Consider the following 21,148-nt stretch of genomic DNA (forward strand, 5'->3'; position numbering starts at 1 on the left):
CAGGTGCAGCGCCATCCCTGTGGGAGCGGGTTTACCCGCGAAGAGGCCGGCACAGGCAGTACCGCTCTCAGGGCTGGAACGCACCAATGAAAATCGCCGGATCCACCCGCGCATCGTTCAGGCTGACGTTCCAGTGCATATGTGGCCCGGTAGCCCGCCCGGTCGAGCCCACGCGCCCCACCACCTCGCCCCGGCGCAGCTGCTGCCCCACCTGCACATCGATCTTCGACATATGGCAGAACATGCTGATAAAGCCCTGCCCGTGGTCGACGAACACTGTACGGCCATTGAAGAAGTAATCGCCCACCAGGATCACCTTGCCATTGGCCGGGGTCTTGATCGGCGTGCCGGCCGGTACCGCGAAGTCCAGCCCGGCATGCGGGTTGCGTTCTTCGCCATTGAAGAAACGGCGCACGCCGAACTTGCTCGACAGCGGGCCACTGACTGGCTTGTCGAGAATCAGGTTGCTGGGCAGGGTCGGGCTGAAGCTGCGGTATGCCTTGATCTGCTCGGCCAGCTCACGATCGATGCGCTTGAGGTCGGCCGGGTTCGGGTTGACCTGGCGGGTGTTCTTCAGGGTGATGCGCTGCTCGGGGTATTTCTTGCTACCGACCGTGAAGGGCAGGGTACGGCCGCCCTGGCTCAGCATCGCGGTGCCGGGCTTCTGGGTCAGCGGGATGCCGACGATGGCCAGCCAGTTGTCCTGCTCCTTCACCACCAGCACCGGTTTGCCGTCGAAGCGGGCGCTGGGCGCGCTGGCGGCGGGGCCGAGGTCGACCACCGCCACGCCGCCGGGTACCGGCTTGTTCAGTGTGCGGGTGATGTAGCTGGCCTGGGCGCCGCCGGCCAGCAGCAGGAGGGAAAGGGCAAGCAGGGGCGCGAGCAGGCGGGGCATGTGTCAGTCCAGGAGTGAGAGGGTGACCGGGGTCAGGTGGTTGTCTTCGACCCGCACCAACAGCTCGCCTTCGTTCAGGCGGGCAGTCAGGCGCTGGCCATTGCGGGTCTGTTCGGCGCTGCGGATGGCCTGGCCTTGTTCGTCCAGCAGGATGCTGTAGCCGCGGGCGAGGGTGGCCAGCGGGCTGACCACCTGAAGCGTCTGCAACTGGGCCTGGAAGCGCTGGCGGCGGTCCTTGAGCACCTCGCGCATGGCCCGTGGCAGGCGCTCGGCCAGGCTGTCCAGGCGTTGGCCCAGCAGTTTCAGGGTTCGCCCCGGGTGCTGCGCGGCGAGGCGGGTATCCAGGCGTGCCAGGCGCTCGTGGCGCTGGTTGAGGTTGAGCATGAACGCGCGGCGCAAGCGCATGTCCAGGTCGTCCAGGCGCTGGGCCTGCTGGCGCAGGCGCTCGCCCGGGTGACGCAGGCGCCGGGTCAGTGACTCCAGGCGCAGGCGGTCGTGGGTCAGGCGGTTCTGCATGCGCAGCAGCAGGCGCCGTTGCAGGCCATCCAGGCGTTGCTGCAGGCCACTGTTGTCGGGGGCCAGCAGCTCGGCGGCAGCAGACGGTGTAGGCGCGCGCACGTCGGCGACAAAGTCGCTGATCGAGACATCGGTCTCATGGCCTACGGCGCTGACAATCGGCGTGACACAGGCGGCCACGGCCCGCGCCACCGCTTCTTCGTTGAAGCACCACAAGTCTTCAAGCGAGCCGCCCCCCCGGGCCAGGATCAGCGCATCGAACCCCAGGCTATCGGCCAGGCGGATCGCGCGCACGATCTGTGCAATGGCTTCGCGGCCCTGCACTGCGGTGGGGATCAGGTTCAGTTCCACTTGCGGGGCGCGGCGACCGAACACACTGATGATGTCGCGGATCACTGCACCGGTGGGCGAGGTAATGATGCCGATGCGCTGCGGGTGTGCTGGCAGCGGCTGCTTGCGTTCGGCGCTGAACAGCCCCTCGGCACCGAGCTTCTCTTTCAATGCCTCGAAGGCCAGGCGCAAGGCGCCATCACCGGCCGGCTCGACGGTGTCGAGAATCAGCTGGTAATCGCCACGCCCTTCGAACAGCGAAACCTTGCCGCGTACCCGCACCGCCAGACCGTCGCGCAGGGCCTGGCGCACCCGCGTGGCGTTCTGCCGGAACAGCGCGCAGCGCACCTGTGCGCCGCTGTCCTTGAGGGTGAAGTACACGTGGCCGGACGCCGGGCGGGCGAGGTTGGAAATCTCGCCTTCCACCCACACGCTGCGGAACACGTCTTCCAGCAGCACGCGGGCACGGCCGTTGAGTTGGCTGACGGTAAGGACCTCGCGGTCCAGGCCGAGTCGTTCGAAAGGGTCTCTGATCATGGCGGGCATCATAAAGGACATCGGCCCCGGTTGTCTGTCCCGGCCCTATCGCCGGCAAGCCGGCTCCCACAGGTATCGCGCTGGCTTGGGCCTCATGCTGTCCCTGTGGGAGCCGGCCCAGCCCTTTGGGCTGCGCTGTCGCGTGGATAACTGAAAGTGCAAGCAGTCCGCATACCCTGTGGGAGCGGCTTTAGCCGCGAAGAATCCAACGCGGTGCATGGCACCGGCTGCGCCGGTGTTCGCGGCTAAAGCCGCTCCCACAGGGCCCCTGCTAATTCAATGAGTTAAGTGCAGTTCTATGGGGGCCGGCCTTTCAGGCCTGCATCGCCGTCACGAACTGGCGCACCATCGAACCTGCGTCACGCCTGCAAGCCATCGCCACAGTACTCTCACACCCTCCTTCCAGTGCCACGAAGCTGACTGAGGCTGGCGCAATCTCACGCATGCATTCCGGCAACAACGCCACCCCAAACCCCGCCTGAATCAGCTGCAACTGGGTGGTCTTGCGCGACAGCACCTGCGCCGCGCGCGGGAAAAAGCCTGCCTCCATGCACATCGAGGCCGACAGGTAGCTCAGCCCGCCACGGTCCCGGTGCGGAATGGAAATGAAGCGCTCTTCCCGCAGTTGTTCCAGTCTCACCTGTGGCGCGCGGGCCAAGGGATGCCCGGCGGCGACCGCCAGCAGCAGGGGTTCGCTGAACAGTTCATGCAGCACCACCCCTTCATACTGGCGCAGTACTGGCAAGCGCAGCAGGCCGATATCCAACCGCCCGGCAGCGATATCCTCCAACTGCGCCTCCGACGACTGCTGGGCAATTTCCAGCGAAACACCTGGGTTGTCGCGCAAGTAACCGCCCAGGCGAGCCAGCAGCGGGCCGGTCAGCGGCACTGTACTGGAGTGGTTCAGGCGCAGACTGCCCTGCAGCCCTTCGCCAATGTCGCGGGTTACACGCTCGGCCTGCGCCAAGTCGGCCAGCAAGCGCCGCGCCCGTTCCAAAAAGGCCTGGCCAGCCAATGTCAGGCGCGGCAGGCGCGCGGTGCGTTCGAACAGCGGCGTGCCCAGTTGCTGCTCCAGTTCCTTGATCTGCCGGCTCAGCGCCGACTGGGCGATGTACAGCCGCTCGGCGGCAGCGCTGAAGCTGCCGCATTCGGCGATTTCCACGAAGTAACGCAGTTGGCGGATTGACGTCATGTCATGCCTTTTCGAGATGAGTGTGGCGACAAAGGCATATTAGTCGGCATGGCTCATGGCTGGCTAACCTTTGCCTGTCTTCCCAGGAACTGTTGCCATGCTCGCCCAACTGTCGTTTTCCGGCCTCGACTGGCTGCCTATCCTGCTTGGTGTCGGCGCTGCCTACATCGTCTTCGGCATCGCCGGTTTCGGCACCGCGCTGGTGGCCGGCCCAGTGCTGATCCACTTCATGCCGCTGTCGCGGATCATTCCGCTGCTGGTGCTGCTGGACTTCGTCGCCGCCTTCGGCAACCTGCTGCCCTCGCGCCGCGATGTCGTGCGCGGCGAACTGCTGCGGCTGCTGCCGTTCATGGCCATTGGCTGCGCGCTGGGTGTGGTATTCCTGCTACAGCTGAAGTCAGACCTGTTGCTGCTGCTGATGGGGCTGTTCGTCACGGCGTATGCCCTGTACGGGCTGGCGGTGAAGGTACGGCCGGCCAGTCTGTCGGGTTTCTGGGCAATGCCGATGGGCACGGCAGGCGGGCTGTTCGGCGCCTTGTTCGGCAGCGGCGGCTTCCTTTATGGATTCTCCGATCAAGTCAGCACAGGCCATCTGACCTGTGCTGAAATAGCCCTCCGTCCAACTGCCTTCTACAAGTCCGCCATCCCATGAGTCAGATGAGCTTTTCCGATTTCGAGTACGCCGGCAAGCGCAAGCAAACCCGTCGCGAGCGTTTCCTGGCCGAGATGGAACAGGTGGTTCCGTGGAGTGGACTGGTGGCGTTGATCGAGCCTCACTACCCAAAGGCTGGCGGTGGCCGCAAGCCTTATCCTCTGGAAACCATGCTGCGCATTCACCTGCTGCAGAATTGGTTCTCTTTGAGCGATCCCGCCATGGAAGAGGCGCTGTACGAGATCACTTCGATGCGCCAGTTCGCTCGTCTGACGCTCAGCGCTCCGATCCCCGAAGACACGACGATCATGAACTTCCGGCACCTGCTGGAGAAGCATCAGTTGGCAGTCGGCATTCTGGAAACCATCAACAATTACCTGCAAGACAAGGGCCTGTCGTTGCGCCAGGGCACCATTGTCGACGCTACCATCATCCACGCGCCCAGTTCGACCAAGAACAAGGAAGGCAAGCGCGATCCTGAAATGCATCAAACGAAGAAGGGCAACCAGTACTATTTCGGCATGAAGGCCCACATCGGCGCGGATGCTGAATCGGGTCTGGTGCATCACGTTCATGGCACCGCCGCGAACGTAGCTGACGTGACGGAGGTCGCTCAGCTATTGCATGGCGAAGAGAATGTCGTGTGTGCGGATGCGGGTTACACAGGCGTGGAAAAGCGGCCAGAACACGAGGGACGGCAGGTGATATGGCAGGTCGCTGCCCGCCGCAGCACCTACAAACACTTGAACAAACGCAGCGTGCTCTACCAAGCCAAGCGCAAGATCGAAAAGGCCAAGGCGCAAGTGCGTGCGAAGGTGGAGCACCCGTTCCGGGTGATCAAACGCCAGTTCGGCTATGTAAAGACTCGTTTTCGCGGCTTGGCCAAGAACACGGCGCAACTGACCACGCTGTTTGCCCTGTCGAATCTGTGGATGGTGCGCCGGCAATTATTGCCTGCTGCGGGAGAGGTGCGCCCGTGAGTCCAGATAACCAAGGCTTTGCCTTGGTTATCCAATAATCAGCGACTGAAAAGCGGGCTTTTCGGCATCCCTAAACCGCACATTTCCGACTGATGAGCAACTTGTTCGGAGTTTCCTTATGCGCTGTACCTGAGCGCGCGGCTGGAGGTGAAGGAACAATTGCGCGCTACCCAGAGCGCGCTGATCAGTTGCAGTACGGTGGTGCGGCTGACGCTGTTCCTGATTGCAGGCGTCTATGCCGACCAGAGCCTGCTGTTGCTCGCCGCCTGCCTGTTGCCGGTCATGCTCGTCGGCCTCTGGGCAGGGCGCAGGCTTACCCATCGGCTGTCTCGCGAAGCCTTCGTGCGCCTGGTCACCTGGCTGGTGCTGGCCAGCGGCCTGGCGCTGATCGGTCGCTACCTGAGCGCCTGAGCAGGCGGTAGAATTGCGCTATTACCGCAGTTTTTCAGGCTTGTCCCGTTCATGAACACCCAGAGCATCATCGTTCCCAAGCTGTCTACCGTCCCGGTGCACGAAGCCCGTGCCCGCGCCATCCTGCGCTGGCTGGTGCGCGAGAAAGTCGTCGAGGAACAGTTGACCACCTGTGGCCGCACCGGCAACCGCATGGGCCATGCCCTGGCCGAAGGTGCCCGCAAAGTGGCCCTGCATCCGGAGAAACTGCCCTTCGGCGAACAGGTCAACGGCCTGGAGGTGATGCTCAAGCGCTGCATCTATACCCCTACCGAAGGTTTCCTCGAAGAGGCCGGTTGCCCCGAGTGTCGGCGCGAGGTGGGTGAGCCGCTGTTCGAAAGCCTGGAAGAATGGATGCCGGCAGTTAGCGACAACTTCACCTGCCCGTTGTGCGGCTTCGAAGATGACATCAATGGCTTCATTTACCTGCAGCCATGTGCCTTTTCCAACCTGGGGTTCATCTTCAACAACTGGGGCGAGGCCGGGTTCACCCAGGCCTTCCTCGACAGCTTCGCCGACTGGCTCGACCAGCCGGTGGCCGTGGTACAGGTAAAACTGCCACAAGGCTGACCGAAGGCCCTTATTTTGCATTGAGCGGCGCGCCGTGCATGAGTATAATGGCGCGCTTCCATTTTTCCCGCCCGGGAGCCCCCGCGATGCTGCGTATCAGCCAAGAAGCCCTGACCTTCGACGATATCCTCCTTGTACCTGGCTATTCCGAGGTACTGCCTAATGAAGTCAGTCTCAAGACCCGTTTGACCCGTGGCATCGAGCTGAACATTCCGCTGGTATCCGCTGCCATGGATACCGTGACCGAAGCGCGCCTGGCCATTGCCATGGCCCAGGAAGGCGGCATCGGCATCATCCACAAGAACATGACCATCGAACAGCAGGCCAGCGAAGTCCGCAAGGTCAAGAAGTTCGAGGCTGGCGTGGTCAAGGACCCGATCACCATCGACGCCGACGCCACCGTGCGCGACCTGTTCGACCTGACCCGCCTGAACAACATCTCCGGCGTTCCGGTGCTGGCGAATGGCGACCTGGTCGGTATCGTCACCTCCCGTGACGTGCGCTTCGAAAGCCGCCTGGACGCCAAGGTCCGCGACGTGATGACCCCCAAAGAGCGTCTGGTCACCGTCCGCGAAGGCGCCGACAAGAACGAAGTCCGCGAGCTGCTGCACAAGCACCGCCTGGAAAAAGTCCTGATCGTTGACGACAAGTTCAACCTCAAGGGCATGATGACCGTCAAGGACATCGAAAAGGCCAAGGCCTACCCGCTGGCCAGCAAGGACGACCAGGGTCGCCTGCGCGTCGGCGCCGCGGTCGGCACCGGCAAGGACACCGGCGAGCGTGTTGCCGCCCTGGTGGCTGCTGGCGTTGACGTGGTTGTGGTCGATACTGCCCACGGTCACTCCAAAGGTGTGATCGATCGCGTTCGCTGGGTCAAGGAAACCTACCCGCAAGTGCAGGTGATCGGCGGCAACATCGCCACCGGCGCTGCCGCCAAGGCTCTGGCCGAAGCTGGCGCTGACGCGGTCAAGGTCGGTATCGGCCCAGGCTCCATCTGCACCACCCGTATCGTTGCCGGCGTAGGCGTGCCGCAAATCAGCGCCATCGCCAACGTTGCCGCTGCACTGGAAGGCACTGGTGTGCCACTGATCGCCGACGGCGGCATCCGCTTCTCGGGTGACCTGTCCAAGGCCATCGTTGCCGGTGCTTCCTGCGTGATGATGGGTTCGATGTTCGCCGGTACCGAAGAGGCTCCGGGTGAAGTCGAACTGTTCCAGGGCCGTTCCTACAAGGCCTATCGCGGCATGGGCTCGCTGGGTGCCATGGCACAGGCGCAAGGCTCGTCCGACCGCTACTTCCAGGACTCCTCGGCCGGCGCCGAGAAGCTGGTACCGGAAGGCATCGAAGGCCGTGTTCCCTACAAGGGCGCGCTGGCCGCGATCATCCACCAGCTGATGGGCGGCCTGCGTTCGTCCATGGGCTACACCGGCAGCGCAACCATCGAAGAGATGCGCACCAAGCCGGAATTCGTGCGCATCACCGGTGCCGGCATGGCCGAGTCCCACGTGCATGACGTGCAGATCACCAAAGAAGCCCCTAACTACCGCGTAGGTTGAGGCTTCCAGCTACAACAGAAAGCGGGGCTGTCATGACAGCCCCGCGTCGTTTCCGATTTCCACTGACGAGATTGAGTCATGGCCCTCGACATTCACGCTCACCGCATCCTGATCCTCGATTTCGGTTCCCAGTACACCCAGCTGATCGCCCGCCGCGTGCGCGAAATCGGCGTGTACTGCGAGCTGCATCCGTTCGACATGGACGATGAAGCGATCCGCGAATTCAACCCGCGCGGCATCATCCTCGCCGGCGGCCCCGAGTCGGTCCACGAAGCCAACAGCCCGCGCGCCCCGCAGGCGGTGTTCGACCTGAACGTACCAGTGCTGGGCATCTGCTACGGCATGCAGACCATGGCCGAGCAGATGGGCGGCAAGGTCGAAGGTTCCGACCTGCGTGAATTCGGTTATGCCCGCGTGGACGTGGTTGGCAAGAGCCGCCTGCTCGACGGCATCGAAGACCACATCGACGCCGACGGCTTGCTGGGCCTGGATGTGTGGATGAGCCACGGCGACAAGGTCACCCAGATGCCGGGCAACTTCCACGTGCTGGCCAGCACCCCGAGCTGCCCGATCGCTGGCATGTTCGACGACGCGCGCGGTTACTACGGCGTGCAGTTCCACCCGGAAGTTACCCACACCAAGCAGGGCGGTCGCATCCTGTCCCGCTTCGTGCAGGACATCTGCGGCTGTGAAGCCCTGTGGACTCCGTCCAACATCGTCGAAGACGCCATTGCCCAGGTGCGTGAGCAGGTCGGTTCGGCCAACGTCCTGCTGGGCCTGTCCGGCGGCGTCGACAGCTCCGTCGTTGCCGCACTGCTGCACCGCGCCATCGGCGACCAGCTGACCTGCGTATTCGTCGACAACGGCCTGCTGCGCCTGCACGAAGGCGACCAGGTGATGGCCATGTTCAAGGAGAACATGGGCGTCAAGGTCATCCGCGCCGACGCTGAAAAGCAGTTCCTCGACAACCTGGCCGGCGAAGCCGACCCGGAGAAGAAGCGCAAGATCATCGGCCGCACCTTCATCGACGTGTTCGATGCCGAAGCTAGCAAGCTGGAAAACATCCAGTTCCTCGCCCAGGGCACCATCTACCCGGACGTGATCGAATCGGCGGGCGCCAAGAGCGGCAAGGCCCACGTGATCAAGTCGCACCATAACGTTGGTGGCCTGCCGGAGGAAATGAACCTCAAGCTGGTCGAGCCGCTGCGTGAACTGTTCAAGGACGAAGTGCGCAAGATCGGCCTGGAGCTGGGCCTGCCGTACGACATGGTCTACCGCCACCCGTTCCCGGGCCCGGGCCTGGGCGTGCGTATCCTTGGTGAAGTGAAGAAGGAATACGCCGACATCCTGCGTCGCGCCGACCACATCTTCATCGAAGAGCTGCGCAAGGCCGACTGGTACCACAAGACCAGCCAAGCATTCGTGGTGTTCCAGCCGGTCAAGTCGGTCGGCGTCGTCGGCGACGGCCGTCGCTACGCCTGGGTCGTGGCCCTGCGTGCCGTCGAGACCGTGGACTTCATGACCGCGCGCTGGGCGCACCTGCCGTACGAGCTGCTGGAAACCGTCAGCGGCCGTATCATCAACGAAATCGACGGCATCTCGCGCGTTACCTACGACGTGTCGAGCAAGCCGCCAGCGACTATCGAGTGGGAATGATCGGGTAGCCAGCTCAGGCTGGTGCCCGTAGGCACGGATACACCAGAAAGCCCGCATAATTGCGGGTTTTCTGGTTCTTGCTCATTCAGATTTGCTTATTCTTTTGGCTTTTTGGCAAATAGCGCTTTCTGGTAGACATTATAGGAAAGCAACCTGCTCTTCACCGCGACGAACTCATCGCCCTCCACGCGCTGCGGGTGCTTTTCCTGCGGGTCATTCTCGATATTGTATTTGGTCAGGGTGTCCGAACTGAATTCGTATATGTATTTGTAAGGGTGCTCCACCAAGGCTGACGCCAGTTGGTCAAAGAACGTGGACATGAAAAATGTGCGTTTGCCATGTTCCCTCAACAAGCTGATGCCTTGGACAGACAGGGGCGACTCGATCACGCCAAAAAAGTCGGCGACCGTGGGCGCAACATCGATCTGGTGACTGGTCGTTGTGGCGGGTTTGGGCAGTGACTTTTCCTTGGCCCAGAAAATCAGGGGTACGGTCACTTCTTCTTCGTGCATGGAAGCGTTGTGAATGAAGAGACCGTGCTCACCAAACGACTCTCCGTGGTCACCCACGAGCACGAATAATGTCGAGTCCAGAAGGCCTTGCTTGTCGAATGATGTCAGCATTTCACCCAGTACGCTGTCTGTTCTGGCTATGCAGTCTTCATACTTTTCCAGCTCGCTCAGTAATGGGGGCCCTTGGCTGCATTGGTAGGGGTAGTGGGCTGCGCTTGGGAAGTAGAGTGCGATGAAACCCTGGCCATTCTTTTTTATCTTCTCCAGGTAAGAGATGCTGGATGAAAACAGCTGTTCATCACTCTCTCCGAAGCTATTGGCGTGTTGTGAGCGATTTTCGGCATGGGTGATCTCCGAAACTGCATAGGCATTCGATACGCCGATGGACTTCAGGAAACCCTCCATGTTTTCGAATTGCAGGTACAGCGAGCTGAATGCGACGGCTTCCATGTTTTTCCTGTTTTTCAGCTCATGGATGACGCTGGGTTGTAGCAGGTACATGGCCTCTTTGATTTCAATATCTGGGTAGGCGTGCAGCCCCGTCAGGATCGCGTGGTAGCCTTTGGACGAGTGAGGCACTGATACGTACGTTTTGAAGAGCATGCCCTCCCGAGAGAGCTTATCGAAGGTGGGATACCTCTCGGCGGTTTTGATGTCGGGCGCAAAAACGCTGTTCCAGCGCACCGACTCCAGAATGATGAAGACCAGGTTCTTGAAGTCTGGTGTGGCATGAGATTGAAGTTTTCGGATGTCGTTGACGCTGGTTAGCGGGTAGGCGGGTTGTTCGAATGGCAGCGGCGGTCTATGCGGAGCTGCATTCAAGAAGGTGGTGCTTCCGAGTGTTGTGACCAGCGGACTGACGACAATATTTTCGTTCAGGTGATAGCGTGCGTCTTTGGCATGGATGGAGCCGATGAGCAGGACGCCTATCACCAGCAGCGACGCCCAGAGGTGTTGTCTTTTCTTTATTGTGACCGTGCGCTGTTCTTTATAAGCGATGTAGGTTGCCAGCCCAGCGAAAGACCAGGTCACCAGGTAGGCAAGAAAAAGCACAAAGACAATGAACCTGAATGTGTGCCCGAACCCGGCGGCTTGGGTGAGGAACACCTCGGCTCCGGAGGTCAGGTTGCTTGCGTTCTGCAGGCTGTAGCGTATCAGTTGCCAGTCCAGTGGCTTCAGCCATAGCTCCCGAACTCGCATGTCCACCAGCAGGAACAGCAGCAAGGCGCCTGAGGCGATGCTTAACAGATAAAAATTGAATTTGTTTCTGGTAATGGTGGTGGCAGCAATCACAAAGAAGGCGACCACCAGCAGCACGTCTTGAAGCAAGTACAGGGCAATATCGAGAACACCGGTCTCCACCCATCGATAGGAGAAAAACTCGATCAGGATGATCTTCGGTGCCAGAAGAAGGCCTGAAGTGAGCAGCAGCGAAAAATACAGTAATGAATTCCTGTGCCACATGGTGTCAAACCTTCGCATTCACAGAGCAGGCGTCTTGTCTGAAGCGATAGGCGGGCAGAAGGCCAGCACCTGTGCACCCCGTCTGTTGAACTTAAGCAGCCCACCCTGAATCGGGCAAGTCAGCCCCTGGGCGTCAGTTTGGTACCGAGGGGGAGTAGGTTGCCACAGGTGGTCGGGCAGATAACCGGTCGCGCGACAAGACTTCACTTAATCTTTCGCAAATGCAGGTGTATCGTATTCGCCCTTCATCGCCAGCCCCCTGCTGGCAGACTGATTGCGCAGAATGAGGTACCCGCACCGATGTCCTTTACTCGTCGACAAATGCTCAAAGGCCTCACTGGCCTGGTTGTGGTGGGCCTGGGCGCCGGAGGCGCGGCCCGCTACTGGCTGGGCAAGGTCGAGGACGAGAACGCAGGGCACGACTACGAGCTTATTGCCGCGCCTCTGGATGTGGAACTGGTACCGGGTTTCAAGACCGAAGCCTGGGCCTTCGGCCCGTCGGCACCAGGTACCGAGTTGCGCGTACGCCAGGGTAACTGGCTGCGGGTGCGCTTCATCAACCACCTGCCGGTCGAAACCACCATCCACTGGCACGGTATCCGCCTGCCGCTGGAAATGGACGGTGTGCCCTATGTGTCGCAACTGCCAGTCAAGCCGGGCGAGTATTTCGACTACAAGTTCCGTGTGCCAGACGCCGGCAGCTACTGGTACCACCCGCATGTCAGCAGTTCCGAAGAGCTGGGCCGTGGCCTGGTCGGCCCGCTGATCGTCGAGGAGCGCGAGCCGACCGGGTTCAAGCATGAACGCACGCTCAGCCTGAAGAACTGGCACGTGGACGAGCAGGGCGCCTGGCTGCCTTTCAGCATTCCGCGTGAGGCGGCGCGCAACGGCACCGCCGGGCGCCTGATCACCATCAATGGCCAGGCCGATTCGGTCACCGAGTTGCCAGCCGGCCAGGTTGTGCGGGTGCGTCTGCTTAACCTGGACAACACATGGACCTACCGCATCAACCTCAAGGGCAACTGCGAGGCAAAAATCTATGCTCTGGACGGCAACCCGGTAACCCCGCGCCCATTGGACGATGACTACTGGCTCGGCCCAGGCATGCGTATCTGCCTCGCTATCCGTATTCCTGAGGCGGGGGAGGAGATCTCACTGCGCGACGGTTTCGTGCGCCTGGGCACCCTGCGTTCGGTTGCCAGCAACGACGCGCCAAGTGACTGGCCGCCGGCGCTACCGCCCAACCCGATCGCCGAGCCGGACCTGGAGAATGCCGAAAAGCTCAACTTCAATTTCGAGTGGGCGGCGAAAGTCTCGGTCACTACGGACCAGGATAAGCCGTCGAGCATGTGGCAGATCAACGGCCAGGCCTGGGACATCACCGACAAGACCTGCGCCGAGCGCCCCATTGCCACGTTGCAGAAGGGCAAGAGCTACATCTTCGAGCTGAAGAACATGACCCAGTACCAGCACCCGATCCACCTGCACGGCATGAGCTTCAAGGTGATCGGCTCCAACCGTCATGACATCAAGGAGCCGTGGTTCACCGATACCTACCTGCTGGGCAAGAACGAGCGCGCCCAGGTGGCGCTGGTGGCGGATAACCCGGGCACCTGGATGTTCCACTGCCACGTCATCGACCACATGGAAACCGGCCTGATGGCCGCGATCGCGGTGGTCTGATGCGCCCGCAGATCATCGATCGCAGTCGCGATCAGGAATTCATGCGTCTGGCCCTGGCCCTGGCCGCCGAAGGTGCGGCCATGGGCGAGGTGCCGGTGGGCGCGGTACTGGTGCAGCATGGGCAGGTGATCGGGCAGGGCTTCAACCGGCCGATCATCGACAGTGACCCCAGTGCGCACGCCGAGATGGTGGCCATTCGCGCGGCGGCGAAATCCGCCAGTAACTACCGGCTACCCGGCAGTACCCTGTATGTGACCCTGGAACCGTGCAGCATGTGTGCGGGGTTGATCGTGCATTCGCGAGTGATGCGGGTGGTATTCGGTGCGCTGGAGCCCAAGGCGGGGATCGTGCAGAGCCAGGGGCAGTTCTTCGGGCAGGGTTTCCTGAACCACCGGGTGATGGTGGAGGGCGGAGTGCTGGCGGAGGAGTGCGGGCAGATCCTCAGTGACTTCTTCAAGGCTCGCCGAGCCAAGTCTTGACCTGTTCCGGCCCCTTCGCGGGCACGCCCGCTCCTACAGGTACACCGCAGGCCTGAGGAGATTGATATTCCTGTGGGAGCGGGCGTGCCCGCGAAGAGGCCGGTGCAGGCCTACATCGGCGGCGACTGCTCCGCCGGCTTGTCCTTGTTCACCCCGGGCACATGCAGGCTGCCCTCGGCCACCTGGCCTTCGAGCTGCGGCTGGGTCACCCAGGTGAGGATGTCGTAGTAGCGACGGATGTTGGCCACGAAATGCACCGGCTCGCCGCCACGTGCGTAGCCGTATTTGGTCTGGCGATACCACTGCTTCTGCGACAGCCGCGGCAGCATCTTCTTCACGTCCAGCCACTTGTTCGGGTTGAGCTTTTCGCGCTTGGCCAGGGTGCGGGCGTCCTCCAGGTGGCCGCTGCCGACGTTGTAGGCAGCCAGGGCGAACCAGGTGCGGTCCGGTTCCTGGATGCTGTCGTCGAGCTCTTCCTTGATCTTCATGAAGTACTTGGCGCCGCCCTGGATGCTCTGCTTTGGGTCCAGGCGGTTGGACACGCCCATGGCCTGGGCGGTGCGCTGGGTCAGCATCATCAGGCCGCGCACGCCGGTCTTGGAGGTGACCTCGGGCTGCCACATCGATTCCTGGTAGCCGATGGCGGCCAGCAGGCGCCAGTCCACCTGCTCGACCTTGGCGTAGCTCTTGAAGTGCTTCTCGTACTTGGGCAGGCGCTGCTGCAGGTGCTGGGCGAAAGTATAGGCACCCACATAGCCCAGTACGTCGACATGGCCGTAGTAGCGGTCCTTCAGGCGTTGCAGGGTGCCGTTCTTCTGCGCCTTGTCGAGGAACTCGTTGACCTCGTTGAGCAGGCTGTTGTCTTCACCGGCCGCCACCGCCCAGCGCTGGTCGCGGGTGTCGCCCAGGTCGAAGGCAACCCGCACGTTGGGGAAGTACACCTGGTTCATCGCCAGCTCGTTGGAGTCGACCAGGGTCAGGTCGATCTGGCCTTCATCGACCATGCGCAGCAGGTCGACCACCTCGACGGCGTCGGATTCCTCGTATTCCAGGCCCGGGTACTGCTTTTTCAGCTCGGCCAGCTGGTCGGCATGGCTGCTGCCCTTGAGCACCATGATCTTCTTTCCGACCAGGCCCTTGGCGTTGGTGGGGCGCGTGCGACCGTTGCGGTAGATGACCTGTGGGGTCACTTCCAGATAAGGGTGGGAGTACCTGACCTGGGCCTTGCGCCGTTCGCTGGTGACCAGGCCGGCCGCTGCCAGCACCGGGCCGGAGGGCTTGCCGAGGCTGTCATACAGCTCGTCGAGGTTGTCGGCGGTCTCGATCTGCAGCTTCACGCCCAGATCTTCGGCGAAATGCTGGACCAACTCGTATTCGAAGCCGGTTTCGCCGTTGCGGTCCTGGAAGTAGGTGGCCGGGCTGTTGCGGGTGATCACGCGCAGCACGCCATCCTCCTTCACGCGCTCGAGGGTGCTGGGTTTTTCAACGCAGGCACCGAGCAGCAGAAAGAGTCCGGTTGCGAAAAGCCATCTGGCGCAACGCTGGCGCAAAGCAGTGTGGGCGAACATAGGTTGCAGTATACGCAAAGGACTGGCCCAACCATATCTCGACAACTGTTAGCTTGTCTGGTAGCGGGTTCTGTGCTTTGGGGGCTTGCCTTTGGAGGTTCAGCGCCTGGGAGATCGAGCGCCGCCCGCGCGGCGCTTCGCAGCACAAGGCTGCTCCTACATCTGTTTCGGGCCAGTAACGCCTGCGCCAATGCGCGCGACTGCCTTGATTTTCCGACACGCTGCCGAGGTGGACGCCAAGGGGCCGCGCGCCACTCCCCCAGGAATAATTGGCCCGAAACAGATGTAGGAGCAGCCTTGTGCTGCGAAGCGCCGCGCGGGCGGCGCTCGATTTCACAGGCGCTAAATCTCTAAAGGTAGGCCCCCTGAATTCTGACCCGCAAGTCCGGTTCCGCCGCCCGGCAGCCGTGGCTTAGAGCGGGTGCCGAAACCCTTCGAATTAGGCTAGAATGCACGGCCTCTAAGCACACCCCTTCCTGAGGCTGTCCCGACGATGTTGATCCTGCGCGGCGCTCCTGCCCTTTCTGCCTTTCGCCACGGTAAATTATTCGAGCAACTGAGCCAGAAAGTCCCCGCTGTTACTGGTTTGTATGCCGAATTTGCCCATTTCGCCGATGTCGACGGCGAGCTGACCGCCGACCAGCAGCAGGTGCTGGGGCGTCTGCTCAAGTACGGCCCGAGCGTGCCGGTACAGGAGCCGAGCGGCCGCCTGTTCCTGGTCGTGCCGCGCCTGGGCACCATTTCGCCGTGGGCCAGCAAGGCCAGCGACATCGCTCACAACTGCGGCCTGCAGTCGATCCAGCGCCTGGAGCGCGGTATCGCCTACTACGTTGCCGGCAACCTGAGCGAAGCCGACGCCGAACTGATCGCCGCCGAGCTGCACGACCGCATGACCCAGCGCGTGCTCGGCCAGCTGGAGCAGGCCGCTGACCTGTTCAGCCATGCCCAGCCCAAGCCGATGACCTCGGTGGACATCCTCGGCGGTGGCCGTGATGCCCTGGCCAAGGCCAATATCGACCTGGGCCTGGCCCTGGCCGAAGACGAGATCGACTACCTGGTCAACGCCTTCCAGGGCCTCAAGCGCAACCCGAACGACATCGAACTGATGATGTTCGCCCAGGCCAACTCCGAGCACTGCCGCCACAAGATCTTCAACGCCAGTTGGGACATCGACGGCCAGGCTCAGGAAAAGAGCCTGTTCGGCATGATCAAGAACACCTACCAGATGCACAACGAAGGCGTGCTGTCTGCGTACAAGGACAACGCCTCGGTGATCGTCGGCAACGTTGCCGGCCGTTTCTTCCCGAACCCTGAAACCCGCCAGTACGGCGCGGTGCAGGAGCCAGTGCACATCCTGATGAAGGTCGAGACGCACAACCACCCGACTGCCATCGCCCCGTTCTCCGGCGCCTCCACCGGCTCCGGCGGCGAAATCCGCGACGAAGGCGCGACCGGCCGTGGCGCCAAGCCCAAGGCTGGCCTGACCGGCTTCACCGTGTCCAACCTGCGTATCCCGGGCTTCGAGCAGCCGTGGGAGCAGGCCTACGGCAAGCCTGAGCGTATCGTCGACGCCCTCGACATCATGATCGAAGGCCCACTGGGTGGCGCTGCGTTCAACAACGAATTCGGTCGCCCGGCCCTGACCGGCTACTTCCGTACCTTCGAGCAGGCCATCAACACCCCGCACGGTGAAGAAGTGCGCGGCTACCACAAGCCGATCATGCTGGCCGGTGGCATGGGCAACATCCGTGAAGACCACGTGCAGAAGGGCGAGATCACTGTCGGCGCCAAGCTGATCGTGCTCGGCGGCCCGGCCATGCTGATCGGTCTGGGTGGCGGCGCCGCTTCGTCGGTGGCGACCGGTGCCAGCTCGGCTGACCTCGACTTCGCTTCGGTACAGCGCGAAAACCCGGAAATGGAGCGCCGTTGCCAGGAGGTCATCGACCGCTGCTGGCAGCTGGGCGACAACAACCCGATCGCCTTCATCCACGACGTTGGCGCCGGTGGTATCTCCAACGCCTTCCCAGAACTGGTCAACGATGGTGGCCGTGGTGGCCGCTTCGAACTGCGCAACGTGCCCAACGACGAGCCGGGCATGGCCCCGCACGAAATCTGGAGCAACGAATCGCAGGAGCGTTACGTGCTGGCCGTCAGCGCCGTCGACTTCGAGCGCTTCAAGGCAATCTGCGAGCGTGAGCGTTGCCCGTTTGCCGTAGTGGGTGAAGCGACTGAAGAGAAGCACCTGACCGTAAGCGACAGCCATTTCGGCAACACGCCGGTAGACATGCCGCTCGACGTACTGCTGGGCAAGCCGCCACGCATGCACCGTTCGGTTACCCGCGAAGCCGAGCTGGGCGATGACTTCGACCCGAGCAAGCTGGACCTGGACAACGCCGTTCAGCGCGTCCTCAGCCACCCGGCCGTGGCCAGCAAGAGCTTCCTGATCACCATCGGCGACCGCACCATCACCGGCCTGGTAGCTCGTGACCAGATGGTCGGCCCGTGGCAGGTACCGGTGGCCGACTGCGCCGTCACCGCCACCAGCTTCGACGTCTACACCGGTGAAGCCATGGCCATGGGCGAGCGTACCCCGCTGGCTCTGCTGGATGCCCCGGCGTCCGGCCGCATGGCGATTGGCGAGACACTGACCAACCTGGCTGCCTCGCGCATCGAGAAGCTGTCCGACATCAAACTGTCGGCCAACTGGATGTCTGCCGCCGGCCACCCAGGTGAAGACGCCCGCCTGTACGACACCGTCAAGGCTGTCGGCATGGAGCTGTGCCCGGAGCTGGGCATTACCATTCCAGTCGGCAAAGACTCGATGTCGATGAAGACCAAGTGGAGCGACGAGGGCGTAGAGAAGAGCGTTACCTCGCCAATGTCGCTGATTATCACCGGCTTCGCCCCGGTCACCGACATCCGCAAGACCCTGACCCCGCAACTGCGCATGGACAAGGGCGAGACCGACCTGATCCTGATCGACCTGGGCCGCGGCAAGAACCGCATGGGCGCTTCGATCCTGGCACAGACCTACGGCAAGATCGCTGCCCAGGCACCGGACGTCGACGATGCCGAAGACCTGAAAGCGTTCTTCGCCGTGATCCAGGGCCTGAACGAAGATGGTCACCTGCTGGCCTACCATGACCGTTCCGACGGCGGCCTGGTCACCACCGTGCTGGAAATGGCCTTCGCCGGCCACTGCGGCCTCGACCTGCACCTCGACCCGCTGACCGACAGCAAAGGCGACGTGCCGGCCATCCTCTTCAACGAAGAACTGGGCGCGGTCATCCAGGTTCGCCAGGATGCCACCCCGGACGTACTTGCACAGTTCAGCGCCGCTGGCCTGGGTGAAGGCTGCGTCGCGGTGATCGGCAAGCCGGTCAACAACGGTGAAGTGTCCATCAGCCTGAACGGCGAAGTGCTGTTCGACGACGACCGCCGCATGCTGCAGCGCCAGTGGGCCGAGACCAGCTACCAGATCCAGCGCCTGCGCGACAACGCCGACTGCGCCGACCAGGAATTCGACCTGCTGCTCGAGGAAGACAACCCGGGCCTGTCGGTCAAGCTGGGCTTCGACGTCAACGACGACATCGCCGCGCCGTACATCAAGAAGGGCGTGCGTCCGCAAGTGGCCATCCTGCGCGAGCAGGGCGTCAACGGCCAGGTCGAGATGGCAGCCGCCTTCGACCGCGCCGGCTTCGCCGCCATCGACGTGCACATGAGCGACATCCTCGCCGGCCGTGTCGACTTCGAAGCCTTCAAGGGCCTGGTCGCCTGCGGTGGCTTCTCCTACGGTGACGTGCTGGGTGCCGGTGAAGGCTGGGCCAAGTCGGCGCTGTTCAACAGCCGCGCCCGTGACGCCTTCCAGGCCTTCTTCGAGCGCACCGACAGCTTCGCCCTGGGCGTGTGCAACGGTTGCCAGATGATGTCCAACCTGCACGAACTGATCCCGGGCACCGAGCACTGGCCGCACTTCGTGCGCAACCGCTCGGAGCAGTTCGAGGCGCGTGTGGCCATGGTCGAAGTGCAGAAGTCCAACTCGATCTTCCTGCAGGGTATGGCCGGTTCGCGCATGCCGATCGCCATCGCCCACGGTGAAGGCCATGCCGAGTTCGCCAGCGAAGAAGCACTGCTGGCAGCCGACCTGTCCGGTTGCGTGGCCCTGCGCTACGTCGACAACCACGGCAAGGTCACCGAAGCCTACCCGGCCAACCCGAACGGCTCGCCGCGTGGTATCACCGGCCTCACCAGCCGCGACGGCCGCGTGACCATCATGATGCCGCACCCGGAGCGTGTGTTCCGTTCCGTGCAGAACTCCTGGCGCCCGGATGAGTGGCAGGAAGATGCCGCGCTGATGCGTATGTTCCGTAACGCACGGGTGTGGGTGAACTAAGGCGTGTACAAGCTCGCCTTCTTCGTCCCCGCCAGCCACGTCGAAGTGGTCAAGGCCGCTGTGTTCGCCGCTGGTGGCGGTCGCATCGGTGACTATGACCACTGCGCCTGGCAGACGCTGGGCCAGGGCCAGTTCCGCCCGCTGGACGGCAGCCAGCCGTTCCTCGGGCAAACCGGCCAGGTCGAGGTGGTGGAAGAGTGGAAGGTTGAGCTGGTGGTGGCTGACGACCTGATTGCCCAGGTCGTCGCTGCACTCAAGCAGAGCCACCCGTACGAGACGCCAGCCTACGAAGTCTGGCGGCTCGCCGAGTTCTAGACCGCATCAAGGCCATCGCCGGCAAGCCAGCTCCCACAGGAATATCGCAGTCATCAGAACCTGTGATATCTCTGTGGGAGCTGGCTTGCCGGCGATAGGGCCCTACAATCCAGCCACAATCTCCTTGCCCTGCCCAGGCCGCTTCAACCACCCACAAGCCAGCAACCCCACCTCGAACAGCACCCACATCGGCACCGCCAGCATCGTCTGTGAAAACACATCCGGCGGCGTCAGGATCATCCCCACCACGAAGCAGCCGACGATCACGTAGGGCCTGCTGCGCCGCAATGTAGCCACATCGGCCAACCCCGCCCAGACCACGATAAACGTCGCTACCGGGATCTCGAACGCCAGCCCGAACGCCAGAAACAGCGCAAGGATGAAGTCCAGGTACTGGCTGATATCGGTCATCATCGCCACCCCCTCCGGTGTCACGCTGGCAAAGAAGCCGAACATCATCGGGAACAGCAGGAAGAAGGCGAAGGCCATGCCGGCGTAGAACAGCACGATGCTCGATATCAGCAACGGCAGGGCAATGCACCGTTCACGGCGGTACAGCCCCGGCGCCAGAAAGCCCCAGGCCTGGTGCAGCAGTAGTGGCATGGCGATAAACACTGCGCACATCGCAGTCAGCTTGAACGGCGTCAGGAACGGCGAAGTGACGCTGGTGGCGATCATGCTCGCGCCTTCCGGCAAGAAGCGCCGCAGCGGTTCGGAGATCAGCGTGTACAGCGCCTGGGCGAAGGGGAACAGGCCGGCGAACACCAGCGCCACCAGCGCCAGGCACCGCACCAGGCGTTTGCGCAGGTCACGCAGGTGTTCGGTTAGCGGCATGCTCGCCGCCGGGTCCAGGGCAATGCTCATGAAAGGTTTTCCTTTGGGGCAGCGACCGTGGCCGCATCATTGGCCGGTTCCGCCTTCAGGCTGATGCCTTGGCGGATCTCCTGTTCCAGGCGCTGCAAAGGCGCACTGTCGAGATTGGGTAGCTCGACAGCGGGCAGTTCGATCTCCCGCTCCACCTGCCTGCGCAAGGCGTGCATGGCCCTGCGCGCCTGGCCCAGGCCGCGCCCGAGGGTGCGTGCCGCTACCGGCAGGCGCTCCGGGCCCAGCACCAACAGTGCGACGATGCCGACCAACAGCAACTCGCTGAAGCCTACCTCGAACATCAGGGCTGACGGTCCGCTTGCGGTTGCTGCGTACCCTGACCGGTCAGCGGGCACTGTTGCTGCACCTGCGTTTGCGCTGGGGGAGTGGCGTCAGTGTCACCGCCCATGGACTTGCGAAAACCCTGGATCGCCTCGCCCACATCGCTACCCAGGCCCTTGAGGCGCTTGGTACCAAACAGCAGGAATACGATCAGCAGTACGATCACCAGTTGCCAGATTCCAATGCCACCCATT

16 protein-coding genes and 2 pseudogenes are annotated in these 21,148 nt (G+C 62.6%); 10 read left to right on the forward strand and 8 right to left on the reverse strand.

The window, feature by feature from the left end; all coding sequences use genetic code 11:
* Positions 1–67: 67 nt before the first annotated feature.
* From M1D87_RS05315 to M1D87_RS05325, 3 genes are all read right to left on the reverse strand, one after another.
* Positions 68–895 (reverse strand): M23 family metallopeptidase, encoded by an 828-nt coding sequence (locus tag M1D87_RS05315; protein ID WP_015269103.1) that lies wholly within the window; start codon positions 893–895, stop codon positions 68–70.
* A 3-nt stretch (positions 896–898) separates the two neighbouring features.
* A complete protein-coding gene (xseA, locus tag M1D87_RS05320; RefSeq protein WP_123083875.1) occupies positions 899–2,278 on the reverse strand; it encodes an exodeoxyribonuclease VII large subunit in 1,380 nt (459 codons plus the stop codon).
* A gap of 313 nt (positions 2,279–2,591) precedes the next feature.
* Entirely contained in the window at positions 2,592–3,470 is an 879-nt protein-coding gene (locus tag M1D87_RS05325; protein ID WP_123083876.1) for a LysR family transcriptional regulator, read from the reverse strand.
* Positions 3,471–3,567: 97 nt separating this feature from the next.
* Between M1D87_RS05325 and M1D87_RS05330 the strand changes: the two are divergent.
* The 6 genes and pseudogenes from M1D87_RS05330 to guaA form a co-directional block, all read left to right on the forward strand.
* A pseudogene (locus M1D87_RS05330) lies at positions 3,568–4,032 on the forward strand (TSUP family transporter); the annotation flags it as partial.
* A gap of 86 nt (positions 4,033–4,118) precedes the next feature.
* A complete protein-coding gene (locus tag M1D87_RS05335; protein ID WP_123085883.1) occupies positions 4,119–5,102 on the forward strand; it encodes an IS5-like element IS2000 family transposase in 984 nt (327 codons plus the stop codon).
* A 111-nt stretch (positions 5,103–5,213) separates the two neighbouring features.
* Positions 5,214–5,513 (forward strand): annotated as a pseudogene (locus M1D87_RS05340) (TSUP family transporter); the annotation flags it as partial.
* Positions 5,514–5,564: 51 nt separating this feature from the next.
* Positions 5,565–6,122: a hypothetical protein gene (locus tag M1D87_RS05345; protein WP_003257977.1), complete on the forward strand. Its 558-nt coding sequence runs from the start codon at positions 5,565–5,567 to the stop codon at positions 6,120–6,122.
* Between the two features lie 86 nt (positions 6,123–6,208).
* A complete protein-coding gene (gene guaB / locus M1D87_RS05350; RefSeq protein WP_013971138.1) occupies positions 6,209–7,678 on the forward strand; it encodes an IMP dehydrogenase in 1,470 nt (489 codons plus the stop codon).
* A gap of 78 nt (positions 7,679–7,756) precedes the next feature.
* Complete coding sequence (guaA, locus tag M1D87_RS05355) at positions 7,757–9,334, forward strand: glutamine-hydrolyzing GMP synthase (RefSeq protein WP_015269106.1); 1,578 nt, start codon at positions 7,757–7,759, stop codon at positions 9,332–9,334.
* Between the two features lie 95 nt (positions 9,335–9,429).
* Here guaA and M1D87_RS05360 read toward each other — a convergent pair whose 3' ends face one another.
* Positions 9,430–11,310, reverse strand: coding sequence for an LTA synthase family protein (locus M1D87_RS05360; protein ID WP_123083877.1), 1,881 nt, complete (start codon positions 11,308–11,310; stop codon positions 9,430–9,432).
* Positions 11,311–11,610: 300 nt separating this feature from the next.
* Here M1D87_RS05360 and M1D87_RS05365 point away from each other — a divergent pair, with 300 nt between their 5' ends.
* Positions 11,611–12,993 carry a multicopper oxidase family protein gene (locus tag M1D87_RS05365; protein ID WP_123083878.1) on the forward strand — a complete coding sequence of 461 codons (1,383 nt, stop codon included), beginning with the start codon at positions 11,611–11,613 and terminating at the stop codon, positions 12,991–12,993.
* A complete protein-coding gene (gene tadA, locus M1D87_RS05370) occupies positions 12,993–13,472 on the forward strand; it encodes a tRNA adenosine(34) deaminase TadA (protein ID WP_013971157.1) in 480 nt (159 codons plus the stop codon). The genes M1D87_RS05365 and tadA overlap by 1 nt, the downstream gene beginning before the upstream one ends.
* A 110-nt stretch (positions 13,473–13,582) precedes the next feature.
* On the opposite strand, the gene mltF is transcribed toward tadA, so the two are convergent.
* A complete protein-coding gene (mltF, locus tag M1D87_RS05375) occupies positions 13,583–15,040 on the reverse strand; it encodes a membrane-bound lytic murein transglycosylase MltF (RefSeq protein WP_015269112.1) in 1,458 nt (485 codons plus the stop codon).
* A gap of 493 nt (positions 15,041–15,533) precedes the next feature.
* On the opposite strand from mltF, the gene purL reads away from it, so the two are divergent.
* Entirely contained in the window at positions 15,534–19,433 is a 3,900-nt protein-coding gene (gene purL / locus M1D87_RS05380) for a phosphoribosylformylglycinamidine synthase (RefSeq protein WP_123083879.1), read from the forward strand.
* Positions 19,434–19,436: 3 nt separating this feature from the next.
* Complete coding sequence (locus M1D87_RS05385) at positions 19,437–19,748, forward strand: YqfO family protein (protein WP_015269114.1); 312 nt, start codon at positions 19,437–19,439, stop codon at positions 19,746–19,748.
* A 102-nt stretch (positions 19,749–19,850) separates the two neighbouring features.
* On the opposite strand, the gene tatC is transcribed toward M1D87_RS05385, so the two are convergent.
* The 3 genes from tatC to tatA are packed head-to-tail and all read right to left on the reverse strand — an operon-like array spanning position 19,851 to position 21,147.
* Entirely contained in the window at positions 19,851–20,612 is a 762-nt protein-coding gene (tatC, locus tag M1D87_RS05390) for a twin-arginine translocase subunit TatC (protein WP_421091593.1), read from the reverse strand.
* On the reverse strand, positions 20,609–20,914 hold the full coding sequence (tatB, locus tag M1D87_RS05395) for a Sec-independent protein translocase protein TatB (RefSeq protein WP_039612772.1): 306 nt from the start codon (positions 20,912–20,914) through the stop codon (positions 20,609–20,611). The genes tatC and tatB overlap by 4 nt, the downstream gene beginning before the upstream one ends.
* Positions 20,914–21,147: a twin-arginine translocase TatA/TatE family subunit gene (gene tatA / locus M1D87_RS05400; protein ID WP_123083881.1), complete on the reverse strand. Its 234-nt coding sequence runs from the start codon at positions 21,145–21,147 to the stop codon at positions 20,914–20,916. Before tatA ends, tatB begins: the two co-directional genes overlap by 1 nt.
* Between the last annotated feature and the right edge of the window lies 1 nt (position 21,148).

Source organism: Pseudomonas sp. SA233 (assembly GCF_054792385.1).